This window comes from Rhodovulum sp. YNF3179, from assembly GCF_050586465.1.
Taxonomy (GTDB): Bacteria; Pseudomonadota; Alphaproteobacteria; order Rhodobacterales; family Rhodobacteraceae; genus CAJXYS01.
Window position 1 is genome coordinate 21676 of the sequence record NZ_JBOCEG010000007.1, and the last position, 17029, is coordinate 38704.

A 17029-nucleotide genomic window follows, 5' to 3' on the forward strand; every position below is an offset into this window, starting at 1 on the left:
TAACCTGCCGGGCGGCCGGGTGCGTTGACTGACATCAAGGCAGGGCCGCCTCGCCCGTGCGAGGGAGGCAAGGTAGCCCGACCCCGCGACGGAAGCATGCCCGATCCGCACCTGTCAAAGCCGAAGCCCCATCCGCGCACCGAACTGCGCCGCAGCATCGGCCTGACGCTGCTGGTTTTCTACGGGCTGGGCACCACCATCGGGGCCGGCATCTACGTGCTGATCGGGGCGACGGTGGCGCGGGCCGGTGCGCAGGCGCCGCTCTCTTTCCTGCTGGCGGCCGTCGTGATGGCCTTCAGCGCCGCCAGCTTCGCGGAGTTTTCGGGCCGCATCCCGCAGGCCGCGGGCGAGGCCGCCTATGTCGAGGCGGGGTTCGGGTGGCCCTGGCTCGCGCTCGGCACGGGGCTCGCCATGGTCTTCGCCGCCTCGGTGTCGTCGGCGGCGATCGCGCTCGGGGCGACGGGCTATATCGGCACGCTGCTGCCCGCCCCGGCGCCGCTGCTGACCGTGGCGGTGGTGGGCGGGATCGCCGTGCTGGCAGGCTGGGGCGTGCGGGAATCGGTCGGCTTCGCGGCGGTGATGACGGTGATCGAGATCCTCGGGCTGGCGGCGATCATCGGCGCGGGCTTGCTCGGCGACCCCGGCATGCTGTCGGATCTGCCCGACACCCTGCCCGCCCCCGGCGACGGCACCGCCTGGGCCGGCGTGATGGGCGCCAGCCTGATCGCCTTCTTCGCCTTCATCGGCTTCGACGACATGGTGAACCTCGTCGAAGAGACCCGGGACCCGGCGCGCACCATGCCGCGGGCGATCCTGCTGACTCTGGCCACGGTGACGGTGCTCTACGTGCTGGTGGTCTTCGTCGCGGTGCGCGCGGTGCCGCCGGCAGAGCTTGCCGCCTCGGACGCGCCCGTGGGCCTGCTTTTCCACCGGCTGACCGGTCTCTCGCCCGTCGCGATCACGCTGATCGCCATCGTCGCGACCCTGAACGGGATCATCATCCAGATGATCATGGCGGCGCGGGTGCTCTACGGGCTGGCGCGCCGCGGGGCGCTGCCGGCCCGCCTCGGGCGGGTGCATCCGCGCAGCCGGACACCGGTCGCGGCGACCGCGCTGATCGGGGCGTTCGTGCTGGCGCTGGCGCTGGTCTTCCCGCTCGACCGGCTGGCCGAGACCACCTCGACGGTGATCCTGACGGTCTTCACGCTGGTCAACCTGGCGCTGATCCGGGTCAAGCGCAGCGGCGTCGCCGCACCGGCCGGGGTCTTCACCGTGCCGGGTGTCGTGCCGGTTCTCGGCGCGATCTTCTCGGCCGCGCTGCTGGCCGGGTCGCTCTGGTTCGGCTAGGCGTCAGAGATCCGCCCGCTCGATCACCCGGACGCCATCGGCGACCCGTTCGCCCGGATGGGTGACGACCCGCTCGCCCGGCGCCAGGCCATCCAGCACCTCGGCCATGTCGCTGTTGCGCTTCCCGATCCGCACGACCCGGCGTTCGGCCACGCCGTCGCGGGCGACGAAAACCGCCCAGTCCGCACCCGCGCGGAAGAGCGCGCTGATCGGCAGGCGCAAGGCGTCGGGGCTCTGCCATTCGACGATGCGCAGATAGACCCGGTAGCCATGGCCGAGCGTGGCGCGCGCCTCGGGCGGGGTGCGGAAATCCAGCACCACGCGGACGCGCTGTTCCTCGATCCCGAGCGCCGAGACCTTGGTGAAGGCGGCCGGCTCGATCTCGCGCAGCTCGGCCTCCAGCACACCCTCGCCGCCCCAGCGCTCCACATAGGCCCGCGCCCCCGGCGCGATCCGCACCGCGTCGGTCGAGAGCAGATCGGCCGTGATCTCGAGATCGTCGAGACGGCCCAGCGTCAGCAACGGGGTGCCGGACTGGACCATCCGCGCGCTCTCGTTGACGACGTCGAGCACATGGCCCGTCACCGGCGCGGTCAGGCGGATGCAGCACGCCGCGTCCTCGGTCTCGCCCCCGGGCGCGCTCGGCTCGATCAGCATCGCGCGCTGGCGGTCGAGTTCGCTCTGGCGCATGTCGCGGGCGGCGCGGGCGGCGGCCAGCTGCGCCTCGGCCATCTCGACGGCGAGCTGGGCGTCCTCCAGCTGGCGTGCCGGCGCCGTGCCCCGCGCGAACAGCCCCTCGATCCGGTCCAGCTGGGTTTCGGCGTACCGCCGATCGGCCTCGGCCCGGGCGATCTCGGTCTCGGCCAGCGCGAGGGCGGCCTCGGCCTCCTTGACGGCGGCCTCGGCCTGGCCGCGGCTGCGCAGGTCCAGGAAGGCGGGCGCCCCGGGCCGGACCACCGCGACCACGGTGTCGTTCGCGGTCACCGCATCGCCGACCTTCACCGGCGAGCGCAGGGCGCGGCCGCCGACGGGCGCCGAGACCTCGTAGACCTCGCGGATGCGGGTGGTCCCGTCCGCGTTGACGGTAACCTCCATCGGGCCGCGGCTCACCGCGGCGGTGTCCACCGGCACCGGCTCGGGGGCCATCAGCATCCAGACCAGCCCAGCGACCGCCGCCAGCGCCAGAAGTCCCGCACCTGCCGTTCTCGCGTTCAGCGCCATGGCGCTACTCCCTCGTTTTCATGACCGCGACCAGGTCGAGCCGGTCGACGCGGCGGCGCACGATCAGGGCGGACCCGACCGACGCCGCCAGCACGATCAGCCCCGAGGCCGCATAGGTGTCCCGCGCGATGACGAGCGGGATCAGGTAGAGGTCCGAGCTGAAGCTCGCGACCATCGCCTCGGCGATCCCGCGCCCGATGATCCAGCCCAGCGGGATCGCCACCGCGGTCAGCAGGAACAACTCGCCCAGCAGGATGTAGGAGACCTCGCCCCGCGTGAAGCCCAGAATCCGCAGGCTGGCGAGTTCCCGGGCCCGCTCGGAGAGCTGGATGCGCGCCGAGTTGTAGACCACGCCGACCGCGATCAGCGCCGCGAGAACGGCGTTGACGGTCATCGTCATGCCCGCGTTCTCGGAAATCGTCTCGTCGAAGGCCCGGCGCACCTGGTTCAGCTGGCTGATCCCGTTGACCGCGGGCGCGGCCTTGACCGCGGCGAAGAGCGCCTCCTGCCGGCGCGGATCGGTCGCGATATTGGCCGCGTCGATGCGCGGGGCCTGGTGGAGCAGCCCGTTCAGACGATCCAGGTCCATATAGGCACCGAGACCGAAATACTGCGTGATCACCGCCGTGACCGGCACCGGGGTCGCCGGGCGATCCTGTTCCAGCAATTCCACCGAGACGGTGTCGCCCGCCCGCACGCCGAGATGGTCGGCCAGCCGCCCTGTCAGCACGATCCCGTGGCCGGGATCGACGCTCTCGCGGCTCTCGGCATCGAAGAGCCGGGTCAGCGCGGTGCCGGGCGGGCGGCCCTCGATCCCGATGAGCCGCGACCGCGGCCCGTTGCGCAGTCGTGCGGCGGCGTGCAGCGCGCCCTCGGCGGCCAGCACGCCCGGCATGTCCTCGACCGCGTCCAGTGCCGAGAGCGGCAGCGACCGCGTGAAATCCAGCACCGCGTCCTGGCGGTTCGTCTGCACGAAGGACACGTCGAGCAGCTCGTCCATCGCATCGAACATGAAGAGCGAGGCCACCAGCACCGCGCCCGAGGTGGCGATGCCCAGCACGGTCAGTGCCGCCCGGACCGGCCAGCGCGTGATCGAGCGCAGGATCATCATCGAGGTCTGGCGCACGCCGAGGGCCTGCACCGCGCGGTCCAGCGCGCTTTGCCGAAAGCGGGTCGGCGCCGGCGGCGCCATCGCCACCGCGGGTCTCAGCCGCACCGCCCGGCGCACGCCGAGCACGGCGCCGGCCGCCGCGGCGGCCAGTCCCGAAAGCCCGGCCACCGCGTAGGTCGCGGGCGTCTCGAAGAACACCAGGTAGGGAAAGTGGAAGAACTGCGCGTACATCCCGGCCAGCCAACGACCGGTCCACAGCCCGAACGCCCAGCCCAGCAGGACGCCGATCGCCCCGATCAGCAGCGCCAGCTTGGTATAATGCCAGCCGATCGCCGTCGCGGTGTAGCCAAGCGCCTTGAACAGCCCGATCTGCTCACGCTCGAGCGCGACCAGCCGGCCCAGCACCATGTTCACCAGGAAGGCCGAGATGACCAGGAAGATCGGCGGCACCGTCCGGCTGGTGTTGCGCAGCTGGGTAAGCTCGGCATCCAGGAAGGCATGCGAGGTCTGCAGGTCGCGGTCCATGGGACCGGTCCCGCCATAGGGCTCGAGCAGCCGTTCCAGGCGATCCTTGACGGCCTCGGGACGCGCGCCGCGGGCCAGGCCGAGGCTCACGTCGTTGAAGGCGCCTTCGAGGTCATAGGCCGCGGCCAGCGCCGGACGGGGCATCCAGATCACCCCGAAACGCCGGTCATCCGGCATCAGCGCACCGGGTGCCAGCGTGTAGATGAATTCGGGGCTGAGCGCCGTGCCGGAGATCGTCACCGCGCGCTTCTGCCCGTTCATCGTCACCGCGAAACTGTCCCCGGGCCGAAAGCCGTTCGCGGCGGCGAAATTCTCGTTGACCAGAACCTCCCGGACGCCCGCGCCCGCCGGCATCCGCCCGGCCGTCAGCGTCGGCACGTTCATCACCGGCGCGCCGCTTTCGGGCAGCGACAGCAGCCGCCCGACCGCCGGGTCGCTCAGGCCGGGAACGTCGAGGATCGCATGCTGCGAGATGCGGGTCTGCACCCGGGCCACGCCGGGGATGCGGGCGATCTCGTCGCGCAGCCATTCGGGCGCGCGCGTCGCCCCCGAGAAGATGTCGGCGAAACGGTTGCGCTCGTAATAGGTGGCGCGCGTCTCTCGCAGCGCGCTCTCGGCGCCGTAGGACATCACCAGGATGCCCACGCCGCAGGCCAGCACCAGCGCGATCGCCAGCGCCTGCGCCCAGAGCCGGCGAAGATCGCGCAGAAGCTTCAGGTCCAGCGCCCGCATGCCCGTCACCACGTGATCTCGGACGGCGCGATCCGGGTGTCGTTCACGTCGACCGTGCCGATCCGCCCGTCGGTGAAATGCACCACGCGATGCGCCATTTTCCGGATCCCCGCATTATGGGTGATGACCACCGTCGAGGTGCCGAGATCCTCGTTTATGGTCTTCAGCGCCTCGAGCACCTGCACCCCGGTCTTGGAATCGAGCGCGCCGGTCGGCTCGTCGCAGAGCAGCACCTCGGGCCGCTTGGCGATGGCGCGCGCGATGGCGACGCGCTGCTGCTCGCCGCCCGACATCTCGGCCGGGAAATGATCGAGCCGGTGGCCCAGCCCCACCCGCGACAGCGCCTCGTCCGCCGGCATCGGGTCGCGCGCGATCTCGGTGACCAGCGCGACGTTCTCGCGGGCCGTGAGGCTGGGCACGAGGTTGTAGAACTGGAAGACGAAGCCGACATGATCGCGGCGGTAGCGGGTCAGGTCCCGGTCCCGCATCGCGGTCAGTTCCCGGTCGCGGAACCAGGCCCGCCCGCCGCTGGCCGAGTCGAGCCCGCCCAGGATGTTGAGAAGCGTCGATTTCCCGCTGCCCGACGGGCCGAGCAGGACCGTCAGCTCCCCCGCGAAGAGCTCCATCGTCACCCCGCGCAGCGCGTAGACCTGCACGGCGCCGGTGTCATAGACCTTGGTCAGGTCCTCGGTATGGAAAACGCGTTCGGTCATGCTGGGGATGGCCTATCCCCGGATAGGGGCACAGTCCTTGATCCACCGCAAGCCCCGCCGCCGGCAGGCTCAGCCGCCCAGCACCGCCGTGGCCTCGATCTCGACCAGCGCCGCATCTTCGACGAGCCCCGCGACGACGACCATGGTCATCGCCGGGAAGTGGCGCCCCATCACCCGGCGATAGGCCTCGCCCACCTCGCGCTGACGGGCCAGGTATTCGCGCTTGTCGGTGACGTACCAGGTCAGCCGCACGATATCCGTGACGGCACCGCCCGCGGCCGCGACCACCGCGGCGATGTTCCTGAGCGCCTGTTCCGTCTGCCCGACGAAGTCGTGGGAGTCGAAGACCTGGTCCGCGGTCCAGCCGATCTGCCCGCCGATGAACAGCTGCCCATCCGCCGTCCTGACGCCGTTGGCATAGCCCTTCGCGGGACGCCAGCCATCGGGTTGGATGATGTCATGCATCGCCTTGTTCCTGTTGCTCGTGTTCGCGCGCCAGCGCCGCGGCCAGCGCTTCGGGCCAGCGCACGGGCCGGCCCGTTTCCTTGTCGACGCAGACCAGCGTCGAGGTCATGGAAAGCCGCCGGTCCCCCCGGTCGCCGACGGCCTCGATGGCCAGGCCGGCGCTCGTGCGTCCGACCCGGGTCGGGCGCAGGCGAAACTCCAGCGCGTCGCCCAGCCGGCTCGGCGCGCTGAAATGCACCTCGATCGCAACGGTGGGAACCGACAGGCCCATCGGCCCGTGGATCGCCGCGAAAGAGGTGCCGAGCCGCTGGTCGAACCAGGCCTCCACGGTGGCATTCAGCATCTCGAAATAGCGCGGGTAGAAAACGATCCCCGCCGGGTCGCAATGCTGGAAAAGCACGTCCTGGCGATGCGTGAAACCCGCCATCTCAGACCCCCAGGTAGCGTTCGGTCAGGTCCGGCGTCAGCGCACCGGTCACCCCGGTCCAGACATCCGTACCGCGTTCCAGGATCACCGCGCGGTCGGCCACGGCGGCGAGTTCCTTCATCGACTTGTCGACCAGAAGGATCGACAACGCCCCGCCCTTGAGCTGGCGCAGCGCCGCCCAGATTTCCTGGCGCACGACGGGGGCAAGCCCCTCGGTCGCCTCGTCGAGCAGCATCAGCCGCGGGTTCGTCATCAGCGCGCGCCCGATGGCCAGCATCTGCTGCTCCCCGCCCGACAGCGTGGCGGCCTTCTGGCCGCGCCGTTCGGCCAGGCGCGGGAACAGCGCGGTCACGCGGTCCATGTCCCAGGGACCGGGCCGCGCCGCGGCGGTCAGGTTCTCGGTCACGGTCAGGTTGGGAAAGCAGCGTCGCCCCTCGGGCACCAGCCCCAGCCCCATCCGCGCCGCCTTGTGCGAGGGCGTCCGCGCCAGGTCGGCACCGGCGAAGGCGATGCGTCCGCCGGTATGCGGCAGCATCCGGCAGACGGTGCGGATCGTGGTGGTCTTGCCCATGCCGTTGCGCCCCATCAGGGCCACGACCTCGCCCTCGGCCACGGACAGGCTGACGCCGAACAGCGCCTGCACATGGCCGTAATGGGCGGTGACGCGGTCCAGCTCGAGCAGCGCGGTCATGCGTCCTCTCCCAGGTAGGCAGACTGCACGTCCGCGTTGGCACGGATCTCGTCGACCGTGCCGGTCGCGATGATCCGCCCGTAGACCAGCACCGAGATCCGGTCGGCCAGCGCGAAGACCGCGTCCATGTCGTGTTCCACCAGCAGAATCGGCGCCTCCTCGCGTAGATCGCTCAGGATGGCGGTCAGCTGCCGGGATCCCTCGGGGCCCATCCCCGCCATCGGCTCGTCCAGCAGGAAAGCCTGCGGGCGCAGCGCGAGCGCCATGGCAATCTCGAGCTTGCGGCGCTCCCCGTGGCTGAGATCGGCCGCCGGGACGGCCTCGCGCCCCTCCAGCCCGGCATGGGCGATGTGAAACCGCGCGGGATCGACCAGCGCGGCATCGCCGAGCGCGGGCCGCAGGAACCGGAAGCTTTCGCCGCTGGCCCCCTGCACGGCCAGCGCCACGTTCTGCAACACCGTGAATTCCGGCATCACCGAAGACACCTGGAAGCTGCGCGCCAGCCCGAGCCGCGCCCGCGCCGGCGCGTCGAGCGTGCCGATCTCCTGGCCCTCGAAGCGGATCGAGCCGGCGTCGTGGCGCAACTCGCCGACGATCTGCTTGATCAGCGTGGATTTCCCCGCCCCGTTCGGCCCGATCAGCGCATGGATCTCGCCCGGCACAAGGTCGAGAGAGACCGCGTCGGTCGCCTTGAGCGCCCCGAAGCTCTTGCTGAGGCCCCGGATCTGCAGGATCGGATCAGCCATCGCGCGCCTCCTTGGAGAGCACGCCGATCAACCCGCCGCGCGCGAAGAGTACCACGACCAGCAGCAACAGCCCGAGCAGCGCCTGCCAGTACTCGCTGACGCCCCCGAGAAGATGCTCGAGCAGGATGAAGAGCCCCGCCCCGGCGATGGGGCCGTAGAGCCGTCCCACCCCGCCCAGGATGACGAAGATCATGATCTCGCCGGACATGTGCCAGGACAGCATCTGCGGGCTGACGAAGCGGTTGAGATCGGCATAGAGCGCCCCCGCCAGGCCCGTGATCATGCCCGAGATGACGAAGGCCGTCAGGCGGATGCCGAAGGGCCGGATGCCCAGGCTCACCACCCGCTGCGCGTTCTGCCGCGCCCCCATCAGCGCCAGGCCGAACCGCGACCGGCGGATCGCCCAGGAAAGCGCCAGCGCCCCGGCCAGCAGGACCAGGCAGATCGCGAAGAACTGGATCGGGTCGAAGGTGTTGGCGCCCGGAAAGGTGTTTCGGACGTAGAAGGACAGCCCGTCCTCGCCGCCATAGGCCGGCCAGGAGATGGCGAAATAATAGAGCATCTGCGCAAAGGCGAGCGTGACCATGATGAAGTAGACGCCGCTCGTGCGCAGGCTGAGCGCGCCGATCAACGCCGCCGCCAGCCCCGCCACGAGCATCGCCACCGGCCAGATCGCCAGCATCTCGTTGGTGCCTTCGATGGTGAAGGGCAGCGTGGTCACCGGCATGGCGTTCGCCTCGTGCCAGGCCAGGATCCCGGCGACATAGCCGCCCAGCCCGAAAAAGGCGGCGTGGCCGAAGGATATCAGCCCGCCCAGCCCCAGCGCCAGGTTCAGCCCGACGCCCGCCAGCGCGAAGATCGCCACCTTCGTGGCCAGCGTGATGACGAAGGGCTCGCCCGCGGCCAGCGCCCAGAGCGGCACAGCGACCAGGGCCGCGAGGAGCACGGCGTTGATCCAGCTTTCGCGCAGCATCAATGCGCCTCCCCGAAGAGCCCCTGCGGGCGGTAGATCAGCACGCCGGCCATCAGGATGTAGATCAGCATGGAGGCCAGCGCCGAACCGATGGCGGTGGCGTCGGAGGCGTCCATCACCGTGCCGAAGGCGACCGGCAGAAGCACCTTGCCCAGCGTGTCTGTCATCCCGACGAGCAGCGCGCCCACCAGCGCGCCCTTGATCGAGCCGATGCCGCCGATCACGATCACCACGAAGGCCAGGATCAGCACCGGCTCGCCCATGCCGACCTGGACCGACTGGATGGTGCCGACCAGCGCCCCCGCCAGCCCCGCAAGCGCCGCGCCGAGCGCGAAGACCACCGTGTAGAGCTTGCGGATATCGACGCCGAGCGCGGCGATCATCTCGCGGTCGGACTCGCCCGCGCGGATCCGCACGCCCAGCCGCGTGCGGCCGATCAGCCAGAAGAGCCCGGCAGCCACCGCGAAGCCCGCGACGATGATGGCCAGGCGGTAAAGCGAATACTCGATCCCGCCCGGCAGGGTGACTGCGCCCGACAGGACCTCGGGCACCGAGAGATAGAGCGGGAAGGATCCGAAGAGCCAGCGCGTGCCCTCCGAAAAGACCAGGATCAGCGCGAAGGTGGCCAGCACCTGGTCGAGATGGTCGCGGTCGTAGAGCCGCCGGATCACGGCGACCTCGACCAGCGCGCCGGCGGCCGCCGCGGCGGCGAGGCTCGCCGCCAGCCCCAGCCAGAACGAGCCCGTCGCCGCCGCGACGCCGGCACAGGCGAAGGCGCCCACCATGTAGAGCGAGCCATGCGCGAGATTGATCAGCCCCATGACCCCGAAGACCAGCGTCAGCCCGGCCGCCATGAGAAAGAGCATTACCCCGTATTGCAGGCCGTTCAGGACCTGCTCGATCAAGAGCATCACCGACATGGAAGACGTCCCCGCGTCGCGGCGGGGGCACGCGGCCCCCGCCCCGGTTCAGATTACATGTTGCACTCTGCGGCGTAGGCGTCGCCGCGATCCTCGAGCGCGACCCCGACGATCTTGTTGGTGAAAACGTCGCCTTCCTGGATCACCTCGCGGACATAGATGTCCTGGATCGGGTGATGGTTGGTGTTGAAGGCGAAATCACCGCGGGTCGAGGCGAAATCGGCCTCCTTAAGGGCGGCGCGGAAGGCGTCCTGGTCCGCCACGTCGGCCTTTTCCATCGCCGAGAGCAGCAGGTTCGCCGTGTCGTAACCCTGGCTGGCATAGAGCGAGGGCAGCCGGCCGTATTCCTCCTGGAAGGCGGCGACGAAGGTCCGGTTGGCCGCGTTGTCCAGATCCTTGGACCACTGCGAGGTGTTCTTGACCCCGAGCGCGGCCGCGCCCACGGCCTGCAGAATGCCCTGGTCGAAGCTGAAGGCCGGCCCGACCAGCGGGATGTCGACGCCGGACTCGGCATATTGCTTCATGAAGGCGATGCCCATGCCGCCCGGCAGGAAGAAGAACACGCTGTCGGCCCCGCTCGCGCGGATCTGCGCGATCTCCGAGGCATAGTCGCTCTGGCCGAGCTTGGTGTAGACCTCGCCGGCGAGATCGCCCTCGTAGAAGCGCTTGTAACCGGCCAGCGCGTCCTGGCCGGCCGGGTAGTTCGGCGCCATGATGAAGCTGTTGGAGAAACCCGCGTCGTTGGCATAGGCGCCGGCGGCCTCGTGCAGGTTGTCGTTCTGCCAGGCCACGTTGAAATAGTTCTCGTGGCAGCGTGCCCCGGCCAGCGCCGAGGGCCCGGCATTGGGCGAGAGGTAGAACTTGCCCTGCGCGGTCGCCGCCGGCACCACGGCCATGGCGAGGTTCGACCAGATGATGCCGGTCAGGACGTCCACCTGTTCGGACTGGATCATCTTGTCGGCCAGCTGCACCGCCACGTCGGGCTTGCGCTGGTCGTCCTCGACGATCAGTTCGACGCCGTCGGTCCCGGCCAGCTTCAGCGCCAGCTGGAAACCGTCGCGCACGTCGATGCCGAGGCCCGCGCCCCCGCCCGACAGCGTGGTGATCATGCCGACCTTGACGTCCTCGGCCTGCGCCGGAACGGCCAGGGCCAGGGCGGTCATCGCCGCGGCGGTCGATTTCAATAGGTTCATTTTTTCGCTCCCTGTTGTCGTCTCGTCGTTCTTGCCCTTGCGGGCGGCGCGGGCCGGCCGGGCGGCCCGCCTCCGGCTCTAGAGTTGCGCGGGTGGCGCCGGAAAGTCCACCGCGCGATGACCGGGGTCCGGTCCGATCCCGCCCGCGAGACCGCGGCCGATCGGCCCCCCGTCGCGCGCCGGGTTATCCGGCACGCCTGCCTTCAAGGTCTTTCCCGTTCTTTTCCATGTTCTTAAAAGACCTCCTTAAAGCTGTGTCCGCAGATGCCAGAGCTCGGGAAACAGTTCCACCTCCAGCATGCGCTTCAGGTAGCTGACGCCCCCGGTCCCGCCGGTCCCCCGCTTGAAGCCGATCACGCGCTCGACCGCGGTGACATGGTTGAAGCGCCAGCGGCGGAAATAGTCCTCGAAATCCACCAGCTTCTCGGCCAGTTCGTACAGCGTCCAGTGAGCCTCCGGCGCGCGATAGACCGCGGCCCAGGCGGCCTCGACGCCCGGGTCCGCCCGGTAGGGCTGCGCGACGTCGCGCGCCAGTACCGCCCCGGGCACCGCGATGCCCCCGCGCGACAGGCAGGCCAGCGCCGCGTCGTAGAGGCTCGGGCGGGCCAGTTCGGCGGTCAGCGCCGCGTGGATATCCGCGCGATGGGCGTGCGGGCGCAGCATCGCCGGGTTGCGGTTGCCCACGGTGAACTCGATCAGCCGGTATTGCCAGGACTGGAAGCCCGAGGACTGCCCGAGGCTCTCGCGGAACTCGGTATACTCGCTCGGGGTCATGGTGCGCAGCACGTCCCAGGCGCTGTTCAGCTGCTCGAAGATGCGCGCCACCCGCGACAGCATCTTGAAGGCCGGGCGCAGATCGTCGGCCGCGATCGCGGCGCGCGCGGCGCCCAGCTCGTGCAACGCAAGGCGCATCCACAGCTCCGAGGTCTGGTGCTGGACGATGAACAGCATCTCGTCATGCGCGTCCGACAGCGGCGCCTGCGCCGTCAGCACCCGGTCGAGCTGCAGGTAATCGCCATAGGACATGCGCCCGTCGAAGGCCATCTCGGCGCCCTCGCGGGCCGGATCGTAGGGCGTGCCGCTCATGTCACCGCGCTCCGCCGGTGATAGGCGGGCCTGTCCCAGGCGCCGGTCGCCATGATCCGGGCGAGGATCTCCACCGCGCGGTCCACGTCGGTCGCGTCGATATAGAGCGGCGTGAAGCCGAAACGCATGATGTCGGGCGCGCGGAAATCGCCGATGACGCCCGCGGCGATCAGCGCCTGCATCGCGGCATAGCCATGAGCGAAGCGAAAGCTCACCTGGCTGCCGCGCGCCGCCGCGTCCCGCGGGCTGGCCAGCGCCAGCTGCGGGCAGGCCGCCTCCACCCCGGCGATGAAGCGCTCGCACAGCGCCACCGACCGCACCCGCAGGTCGTCGAGATCCACCGCGTCCCAGACCTTCAGCGCCTCTTCCAGCACGCTCATCTGGATCACGGGCGGCGTGCCGACCCGCATCCGCGCGACCCCGCGGGCCGGCCGGTAGGACGGGTCGAAGGCGAAGGGCGCTTCGTGGCCGAGCCAGCCCGACAGCGCCGGGCGCGCGGTGGCGGCGTGATCGGGGCGGACATAGATGAAGGCTGGCGCGCCCGGCCCGCCGTTGAGATACTTGTAGGTGCAGCCGGTGGCGAAATCCGCCCCCGTGCCCTTCAGGTCGACCGGCAGCGCGCCCGCGGAATGCGCCAGGTCCCAGAGCGCCAGCGCCCCGGCCGCATGCGCGGTCTCGGTGATCGCGGCCATGTCGTGCATCCGCCCGGTGCGGTAGTCGACATGGGTCAGCATGACGGCCGCGACCTCCTCGGTGATATGCGCGGCGACGTCGTCGGGCGCCACGACGCGCAGCTCGTAATCGGCGCCCAGCGTCTCCAGCAGCCCCTCGGCCATGTAGAGATCGGTCGGGAAATTGCCGCTGTCCGACAGCACCACGCGGCGGTCCGGCCGCATCTCCAGCGCGCTCGCCAGCGCCTGGTAGACCTTGATCGACAGCGTGTCGCCCATCACCACCGTGCCCGGATCGGCCCCGATGAGCCGCGCCACCCGGTCGCCCACCCGCGCCGGCTGGTCCATCCAGCCCGCCTTGTTCCACGCGGTGATCAGCATCTCGCCCCATTCCGCGGCGATCACCTCCTGCGCGCGTTCGGCCGCGCCCAGGGGCAGCGGGCCGAGCGAGTTGCCGTCCAGGTAGATCACTCCCTCGGGCAGGTGGAACCGCGCCTTGGTGGCCGCGAAATCGGTCATGCGTCGTCCTCTCTCAGCCGGAACCGCTGGATCTTGCCGGTCTGCGTCTTGGGCAAAGCCGCTGCGAAGACGATCCGGCGGGGGTATTTGTAGGGCGCGATGGTGGCTTTCACATGCTCCTGCAGGCGCAGCACCGTCGCCGCGTCCGGCGCGACGCCCTCGGCCAGCACGACATGGGCTTCGACGATCTGCCCGCGGTCCGGATCGGGCGCGCCCACGACGGCGCATTCCAGAACCGCCTCGTGAGCCAGCAGCGCCGCCTCCACCTCGGGGCCGGCGATGTTGTACCCCGAGCTCTGGATCATGTCGTCGTTCCGCGCAGCGAAGTGGAAATAGCCCTCCGCGTCCTGGCGGAAGGAATCGCCGGTGATGTTCCAGCCGTCCCGCACGTAGTGACGCTGGCGGGGATCGGCGAGGTAGCGGCACCCGGTCGGCCCGCGCACCGCCAGCCGGCCGACCTCGCCGCGCGGCAGTTCCGCCATTTGGTCGTCCACGATCTTCGCCTCGTAGCCGGTCACCGGTCTGCCGGTGCAGGCCGGGTGGCTGTCGCCGAACCGGTTCGAGATGAAGATATGCAGCATCTCCGTCGCCCCGATCCCGTCAAGCATCGGCTTGCCGGTCTTCTCCATCCACTCCTCGTAGACCGGCGCCGGCAGCGTCTCGCCGGCCGAGACCGCGGCGCGCAGGCTCGAAAGATCCGCGCCCTCCTCCATCGCCTTCAGCATCACCCGGTAGGCCGTCGGCGCGGTGAAGCAGACCGTGGCGCCGTGCTCCTCGATGATCTCGATCAGCTTCGGCGGCGAGGCGTTCTCCAGGAGCGCGGCCGACGCGCCGAAGCGCAGCGGGAAGACGGCCAGCCCGCCCAGGCCGAAGGTGAAGGCCAGCGGCGGCGAGCCCACGAACACGTCCTCCGGCGTGACGCCGAGAACCTCCTTGGCATAGCCGTCGGCGATGATCAGGATGTCGCGGTGGAAATGCATCGTCGCCTTGGGCGCGCCCGTCGTCCCGCTGGTGAAGCCCAGCAGCGCCACGTCGTCGCGCCCGGTTTCGACCGCGTCGAAGGTCACCGGCTTGGCGAGCGCGGCACGGTCCAGCTCGGCATCGTGGTTCGCGGTGCCGTCGAAGCCCACGACCTGCTCGAGGAACCGACTCGCCTTGGCGCAGGCCACCATGTCCTCCATCAGGCGCGTGTCACAAACCGCCAGCCCGATCTCGGCCTTGTCGACGATCTGGCCCAGCTCACCGGCCCTGAGCAGCGGCATCGTGTTCACCACCACCGCGCCGGCCTTCGTCGCGGCGAGCCATGCCGCGACCATCGCGGGATTGTTCGCCGATCGGATCAGAACGCGATTCCCAGGCTTTACGCCATAATCCTCAACCAGGACATGGGCGATGCGGCTGGTCCAGTCGGCCAGTTCCTTGTAGGTCCGCCGCCGCCCGTTGCCGATCAGCGCCGTGCGGTCGCCGAACCCCTTTTCCACCATGCGATCGGTCAGTTCCACCGCCGCGTTCAGGCGCTCGGGATAGTCGAACCCGTCCAACAGCAGGTCCGGCCAGTCCGCCATCGGCGGCAGGTTGTCCCGCGCGAAGCTGTCCAGATGCGCGCTCGGCCCCAGCATGTCAGGTGCCTCCCTTTCCCTCCGCCAGGGCCTGCCTGGCGATGATGACTTTCTGCACGTCCGACGCCCCCTCGTAGATCCGGAGCGCCCGGATCTCGCGGTAGAGCCGTTCCACCACATGCCCGCGCCGCACCCCGTCGCCGCCATGGATCTGGACCGCCGCGTCGATCACCCGCTGCGCGGCCTCGGTGGCGTAAAGCTTCGCCATCGCCGCCTCGCGGCTCACCCGCGCCGCGCCCATGTCCTTGGTCCAGGCCGCCCGGTAGACGAGCAGCGCCGCCGCATCGACCTCGAGCGCCATGTCGGCGAGATGGCCCTGAACCATCTGCAGCTCGAACAGCGGCGCGCCGAAAAGCTCGCGCGCCGAAGCCCTTGAGAGCGCCTCCTCAAGCGCCCGCCGCGCGAAGCCGAGCGCCGCCGCTCCCACCGTGGCGCGGAAGACGTCGAGCACCGACATCGCGATCCGGAACCCGTCCCCGGGCGCGCCGATCAGCGCCGCCGCCGGCACCCGGCAGCCATCGAAGCGCAGCCGCCCCAGCGGGTGCGGCGCCACGGTCTCCAGGCGCTCGGCCACCTCGAGCCCCGGCGTGTCCGCCGGCACCAGGAAGGCCGAGAGCCCCCTGGCGCCCGGGGCTTCGCCCGTGCGGGCGAAAACGGTGTAAAGATCGGCGATACCACCGTTGGAAATCCACGTCTTTTCACCGTCGAGCACGTAGCCCTCGCCGTCGCGTGCGGCGCGCGTGGCGATATGCGCCACATCGGAGCCCGATTGCGGTTCGGTCAGCGCAAAGGCCGCAATCGCGCGCCCGGCCCGCGTCTCCGCCAGCCGGGCCCTCTGCGCCGGGCTTCCGAACAGCGACACCGCCCCCATGCCCAGCCCCTGCATGGCAAAGGCGAAATCGGCCAGCCCGTCATGGCGCGCCAGCGTCTCCCGGATCAGGCAGAGCGTGCGGACGTCGAGCGGCGTCTCAGGCGCGGCCGGATCGATCGCGGAATGCGCCAGCCAGCCCTCGGCGCCGAGGCGCGCCACCAGTTCGCGGGAGGTCGCGTCCACGTCGCCGTGGTCGAGCCCCGACAACGCCGGCCCCGCCCAGGCGTCCAGCGCCTCCGCCAGCGCGCGGTGACGCGGCGCGAAGAAGGGCCAGCCCAGAAAGCTCCGGTCCGCCATGTCACGCGCCTCCCTGCATCCAAGTGGCCCAAATATCCCCGCCGGAGGCACCCGCCGCCGCCAGCGGCGCCGCCGCCCGATATGGCCGCAGCGTCATCTCAATCCCCCTCGAAGACCGGTGTCCGCTTTGCCACGAAGGCGTCGTAGGCGCGGCGGAAGTCCTGGGTCTGCATGCAGATCGCCTGCGCCTGCGCCTCGGCCTCGATCGCCTGGTCCAGCCCCATGTTCCATTCCTGGTTCAGCTGGGTCTTGGTCATCATATGTGCGAAACCCGGACCCTCCGCGATCTGGCGCGCCAGCCCGAGCGCCGCGGCCTCGAGATCGTCCGGCGCCACGACGCGGTTGTAGAATCCCCAGCGCTCGCCCTCCTCGGCGCTCATCGCGCGCCCGGTATAGAGCAGCTCCGCCGCGCGTCCCTGGCCGATGAGCCGCGGCAGGATCGCGCACGCCCCCATGTCGCAGCCCGCGAGACCCACGCGCGTGAACAGGAAGGCCGTCTTCGCCGCGGGCGTCGCCAGCCGCAGGTCCGCGGCCATCGCCATGATCGCGCCGGCACCGGCACAGACCCCGTCGACGGCGGCGATGACCGGCTTGTGGCAGTTCTGCATGGCCCGGACCAGGTCGCCGGTCATCCGGGTGAAGATCAGGAGCCCCTTCATGTCCATGTCGGTCAGCGGCCCGATGATGTCATGCACGTCGCCGCCGGAGCTGAAATTGCCGCCGTTCGGCGTGATGACGACCGCGCGGATGTTGTCGTCGTAGCGCAGATCCCGAAACCAGTCGCGGAGTTCCGCGTAACTCTCGAAGGTAAAGGGATTCTTTCGCTCCGGCCGGTCATGGCTGATCACCGCGATGCCATCCTCGAACCGGGCCCGGAAATGTGCGGGGCTGTGTTTCGTCAT

At 70.2% G+C, this 17029-nt stretch carries 16 protein-coding genes; 1 reads left to right on the plus strand and 15 read right to left on the minus strand.

The window, feature by feature from the left end; translation table 11 throughout:
• The first annotated feature begins 96 nt into the window (after positions 1-96).
• The gene (locus ACQ5SP_RS13200; RefSeq protein ID WP_430938857.1) at positions 97-1347 is read left to right on the plus strand and encodes an APC family permease; all 1251 of its coding nucleotides are present in this window, start codon (positions 97-99) and stop codon (positions 1345-1347) included.
• Positions 1348-1350: 3 nt separating this feature from the next.
• Here the strand turns inward: ACQ5SP_RS13200 and ACQ5SP_RS13205 are convergent, their stop codons facing one another.
• The 15 genes from ACQ5SP_RS13205 to ACQ5SP_RS13275 form a co-directional block, all read right to left on the minus strand.
• Entirely contained in the window at positions 1351-2568 is a 1218-nt protein-coding gene (locus ACQ5SP_RS13205) for an efflux RND transporter periplasmic adaptor subunit (protein WP_430938858.1), read from the minus strand.
• A 4-nt stretch (positions 2569-2572) separates the two neighbouring features.
• On the minus strand, positions 2573-4936 hold the full coding sequence (locus tag ACQ5SP_RS13210) for an ABC transporter permease (protein ID WP_430938859.1): 2364 nt from the start codon (positions 4934-4936) through the stop codon (positions 2573-2575).
• A 5-nt stretch (positions 4937-4941) separates the two neighbouring features.
• Entirely contained in the window at positions 4942-5649 is a 708-nt protein-coding gene (locus ACQ5SP_RS13215) for an ABC transporter ATP-binding protein (protein ID WP_430938860.1), read from the minus strand.
• Positions 5650-5718: 69 nt separating this feature from the next.
• Positions 5719-6114: a RidA family protein gene (locus tag ACQ5SP_RS13220; RefSeq protein ID WP_430938861.1), complete on the minus strand. Its 396-nt coding sequence runs from the start codon at positions 6112-6114 to the stop codon at positions 5719-5721.
• Complete coding sequence (locus tag ACQ5SP_RS13225; RefSeq protein WP_430938862.1) at positions 6107-6541, minus strand: acyl-CoA thioesterase; 435 nt, start codon at positions 6539-6541, stop codon at positions 6107-6109. Before ACQ5SP_RS13225 ends, ACQ5SP_RS13220 begins: the two co-directional genes overlap by 8 nt.
• Position 6542: 1 nt before the next feature.
• A complete protein-coding gene (locus tag ACQ5SP_RS13230) occupies positions 6543-7232 on the minus strand; it encodes an ABC transporter ATP-binding protein (RefSeq protein ID WP_430938863.1) in 690 nt (229 codons plus the stop codon).
• Positions 7229-7978 (minus strand): ABC transporter ATP-binding protein, encoded by a 750-nt coding sequence (locus tag ACQ5SP_RS13235; RefSeq protein ID WP_430938864.1) that lies wholly within the window; start codon positions 7976-7978, stop codon positions 7229-7231. The genes ACQ5SP_RS13230 and ACQ5SP_RS13235 overlap by 4 nt, the downstream gene beginning before the upstream one ends.
• Positions 7971-8951 (minus strand): branched-chain amino acid ABC transporter permease, encoded by a 981-nt coding sequence (locus ACQ5SP_RS13240; protein ID WP_430938865.1) that lies wholly within the window; start codon positions 8949-8951, stop codon positions 7971-7973. The genes ACQ5SP_RS13235 and ACQ5SP_RS13240 overlap by 8 nt, the downstream gene beginning before the upstream one ends.
• Positions 8951-9871, minus strand: coding sequence for a branched-chain amino acid ABC transporter permease (locus ACQ5SP_RS13245; protein WP_430938866.1), 921 nt, complete (start codon positions 9869-9871; stop codon positions 8951-8953). The genes ACQ5SP_RS13240 and ACQ5SP_RS13245 overlap by 1 nt, the downstream gene beginning before the upstream one ends.
• Before the next feature lie 53 nt (positions 9872-9924).
• Complete coding sequence (locus tag ACQ5SP_RS13250; RefSeq protein ID WP_430938867.1) at positions 9925-11064, minus strand: ABC transporter substrate-binding protein; 1140 nt, start codon at positions 11062-11064, stop codon at positions 9925-9927.
• Positions 11065-11310: 246 nt separating this feature from the next.
• The gene (kynA, locus tag ACQ5SP_RS13255; protein WP_430938868.1) at positions 11311-12150 is read right to left on the minus strand and encodes a tryptophan 2,3-dioxygenase; all 840 of its coding nucleotides are present in this window, start codon (positions 12148-12150) and stop codon (positions 11311-11313) included.
• Complete coding sequence (gene kynU / locus ACQ5SP_RS13260) at positions 12147-13340, minus strand: kynureninase (protein ID WP_430938869.1); 1194 nt, start codon at positions 13338-13340, stop codon at positions 12147-12149. The genes kynA and kynU overlap by 4 nt, the downstream gene beginning before the upstream one ends.
• A complete protein-coding gene (locus tag ACQ5SP_RS13265) occupies positions 13337-14959 on the minus strand; it encodes an AMP-binding protein (protein WP_430938870.1) in 1623 nt (540 codons plus the stop codon). Before ACQ5SP_RS13265 ends, kynU begins: the two co-directional genes overlap by 4 nt.
• A gap of 1 nt (position 14960) precedes the next feature.
• Positions 14961-16127 (minus strand): acyl-CoA dehydrogenase family protein, encoded by a 1167-nt coding sequence (locus ACQ5SP_RS13270; protein ID WP_430938871.1) that lies wholly within the window; start codon positions 16125-16127, stop codon positions 14961-14963.
• Between the two features lie 98 nt (positions 16128-16225).
• The gene (locus tag ACQ5SP_RS13275) at positions 16226-17029 is read right to left on the minus strand and encodes an enoyl-CoA hydratase family protein (RefSeq protein ID WP_430939036.1); all 804 of its coding nucleotides are present in this window, start codon (positions 17027-17029) and stop codon (positions 16226-16228) included.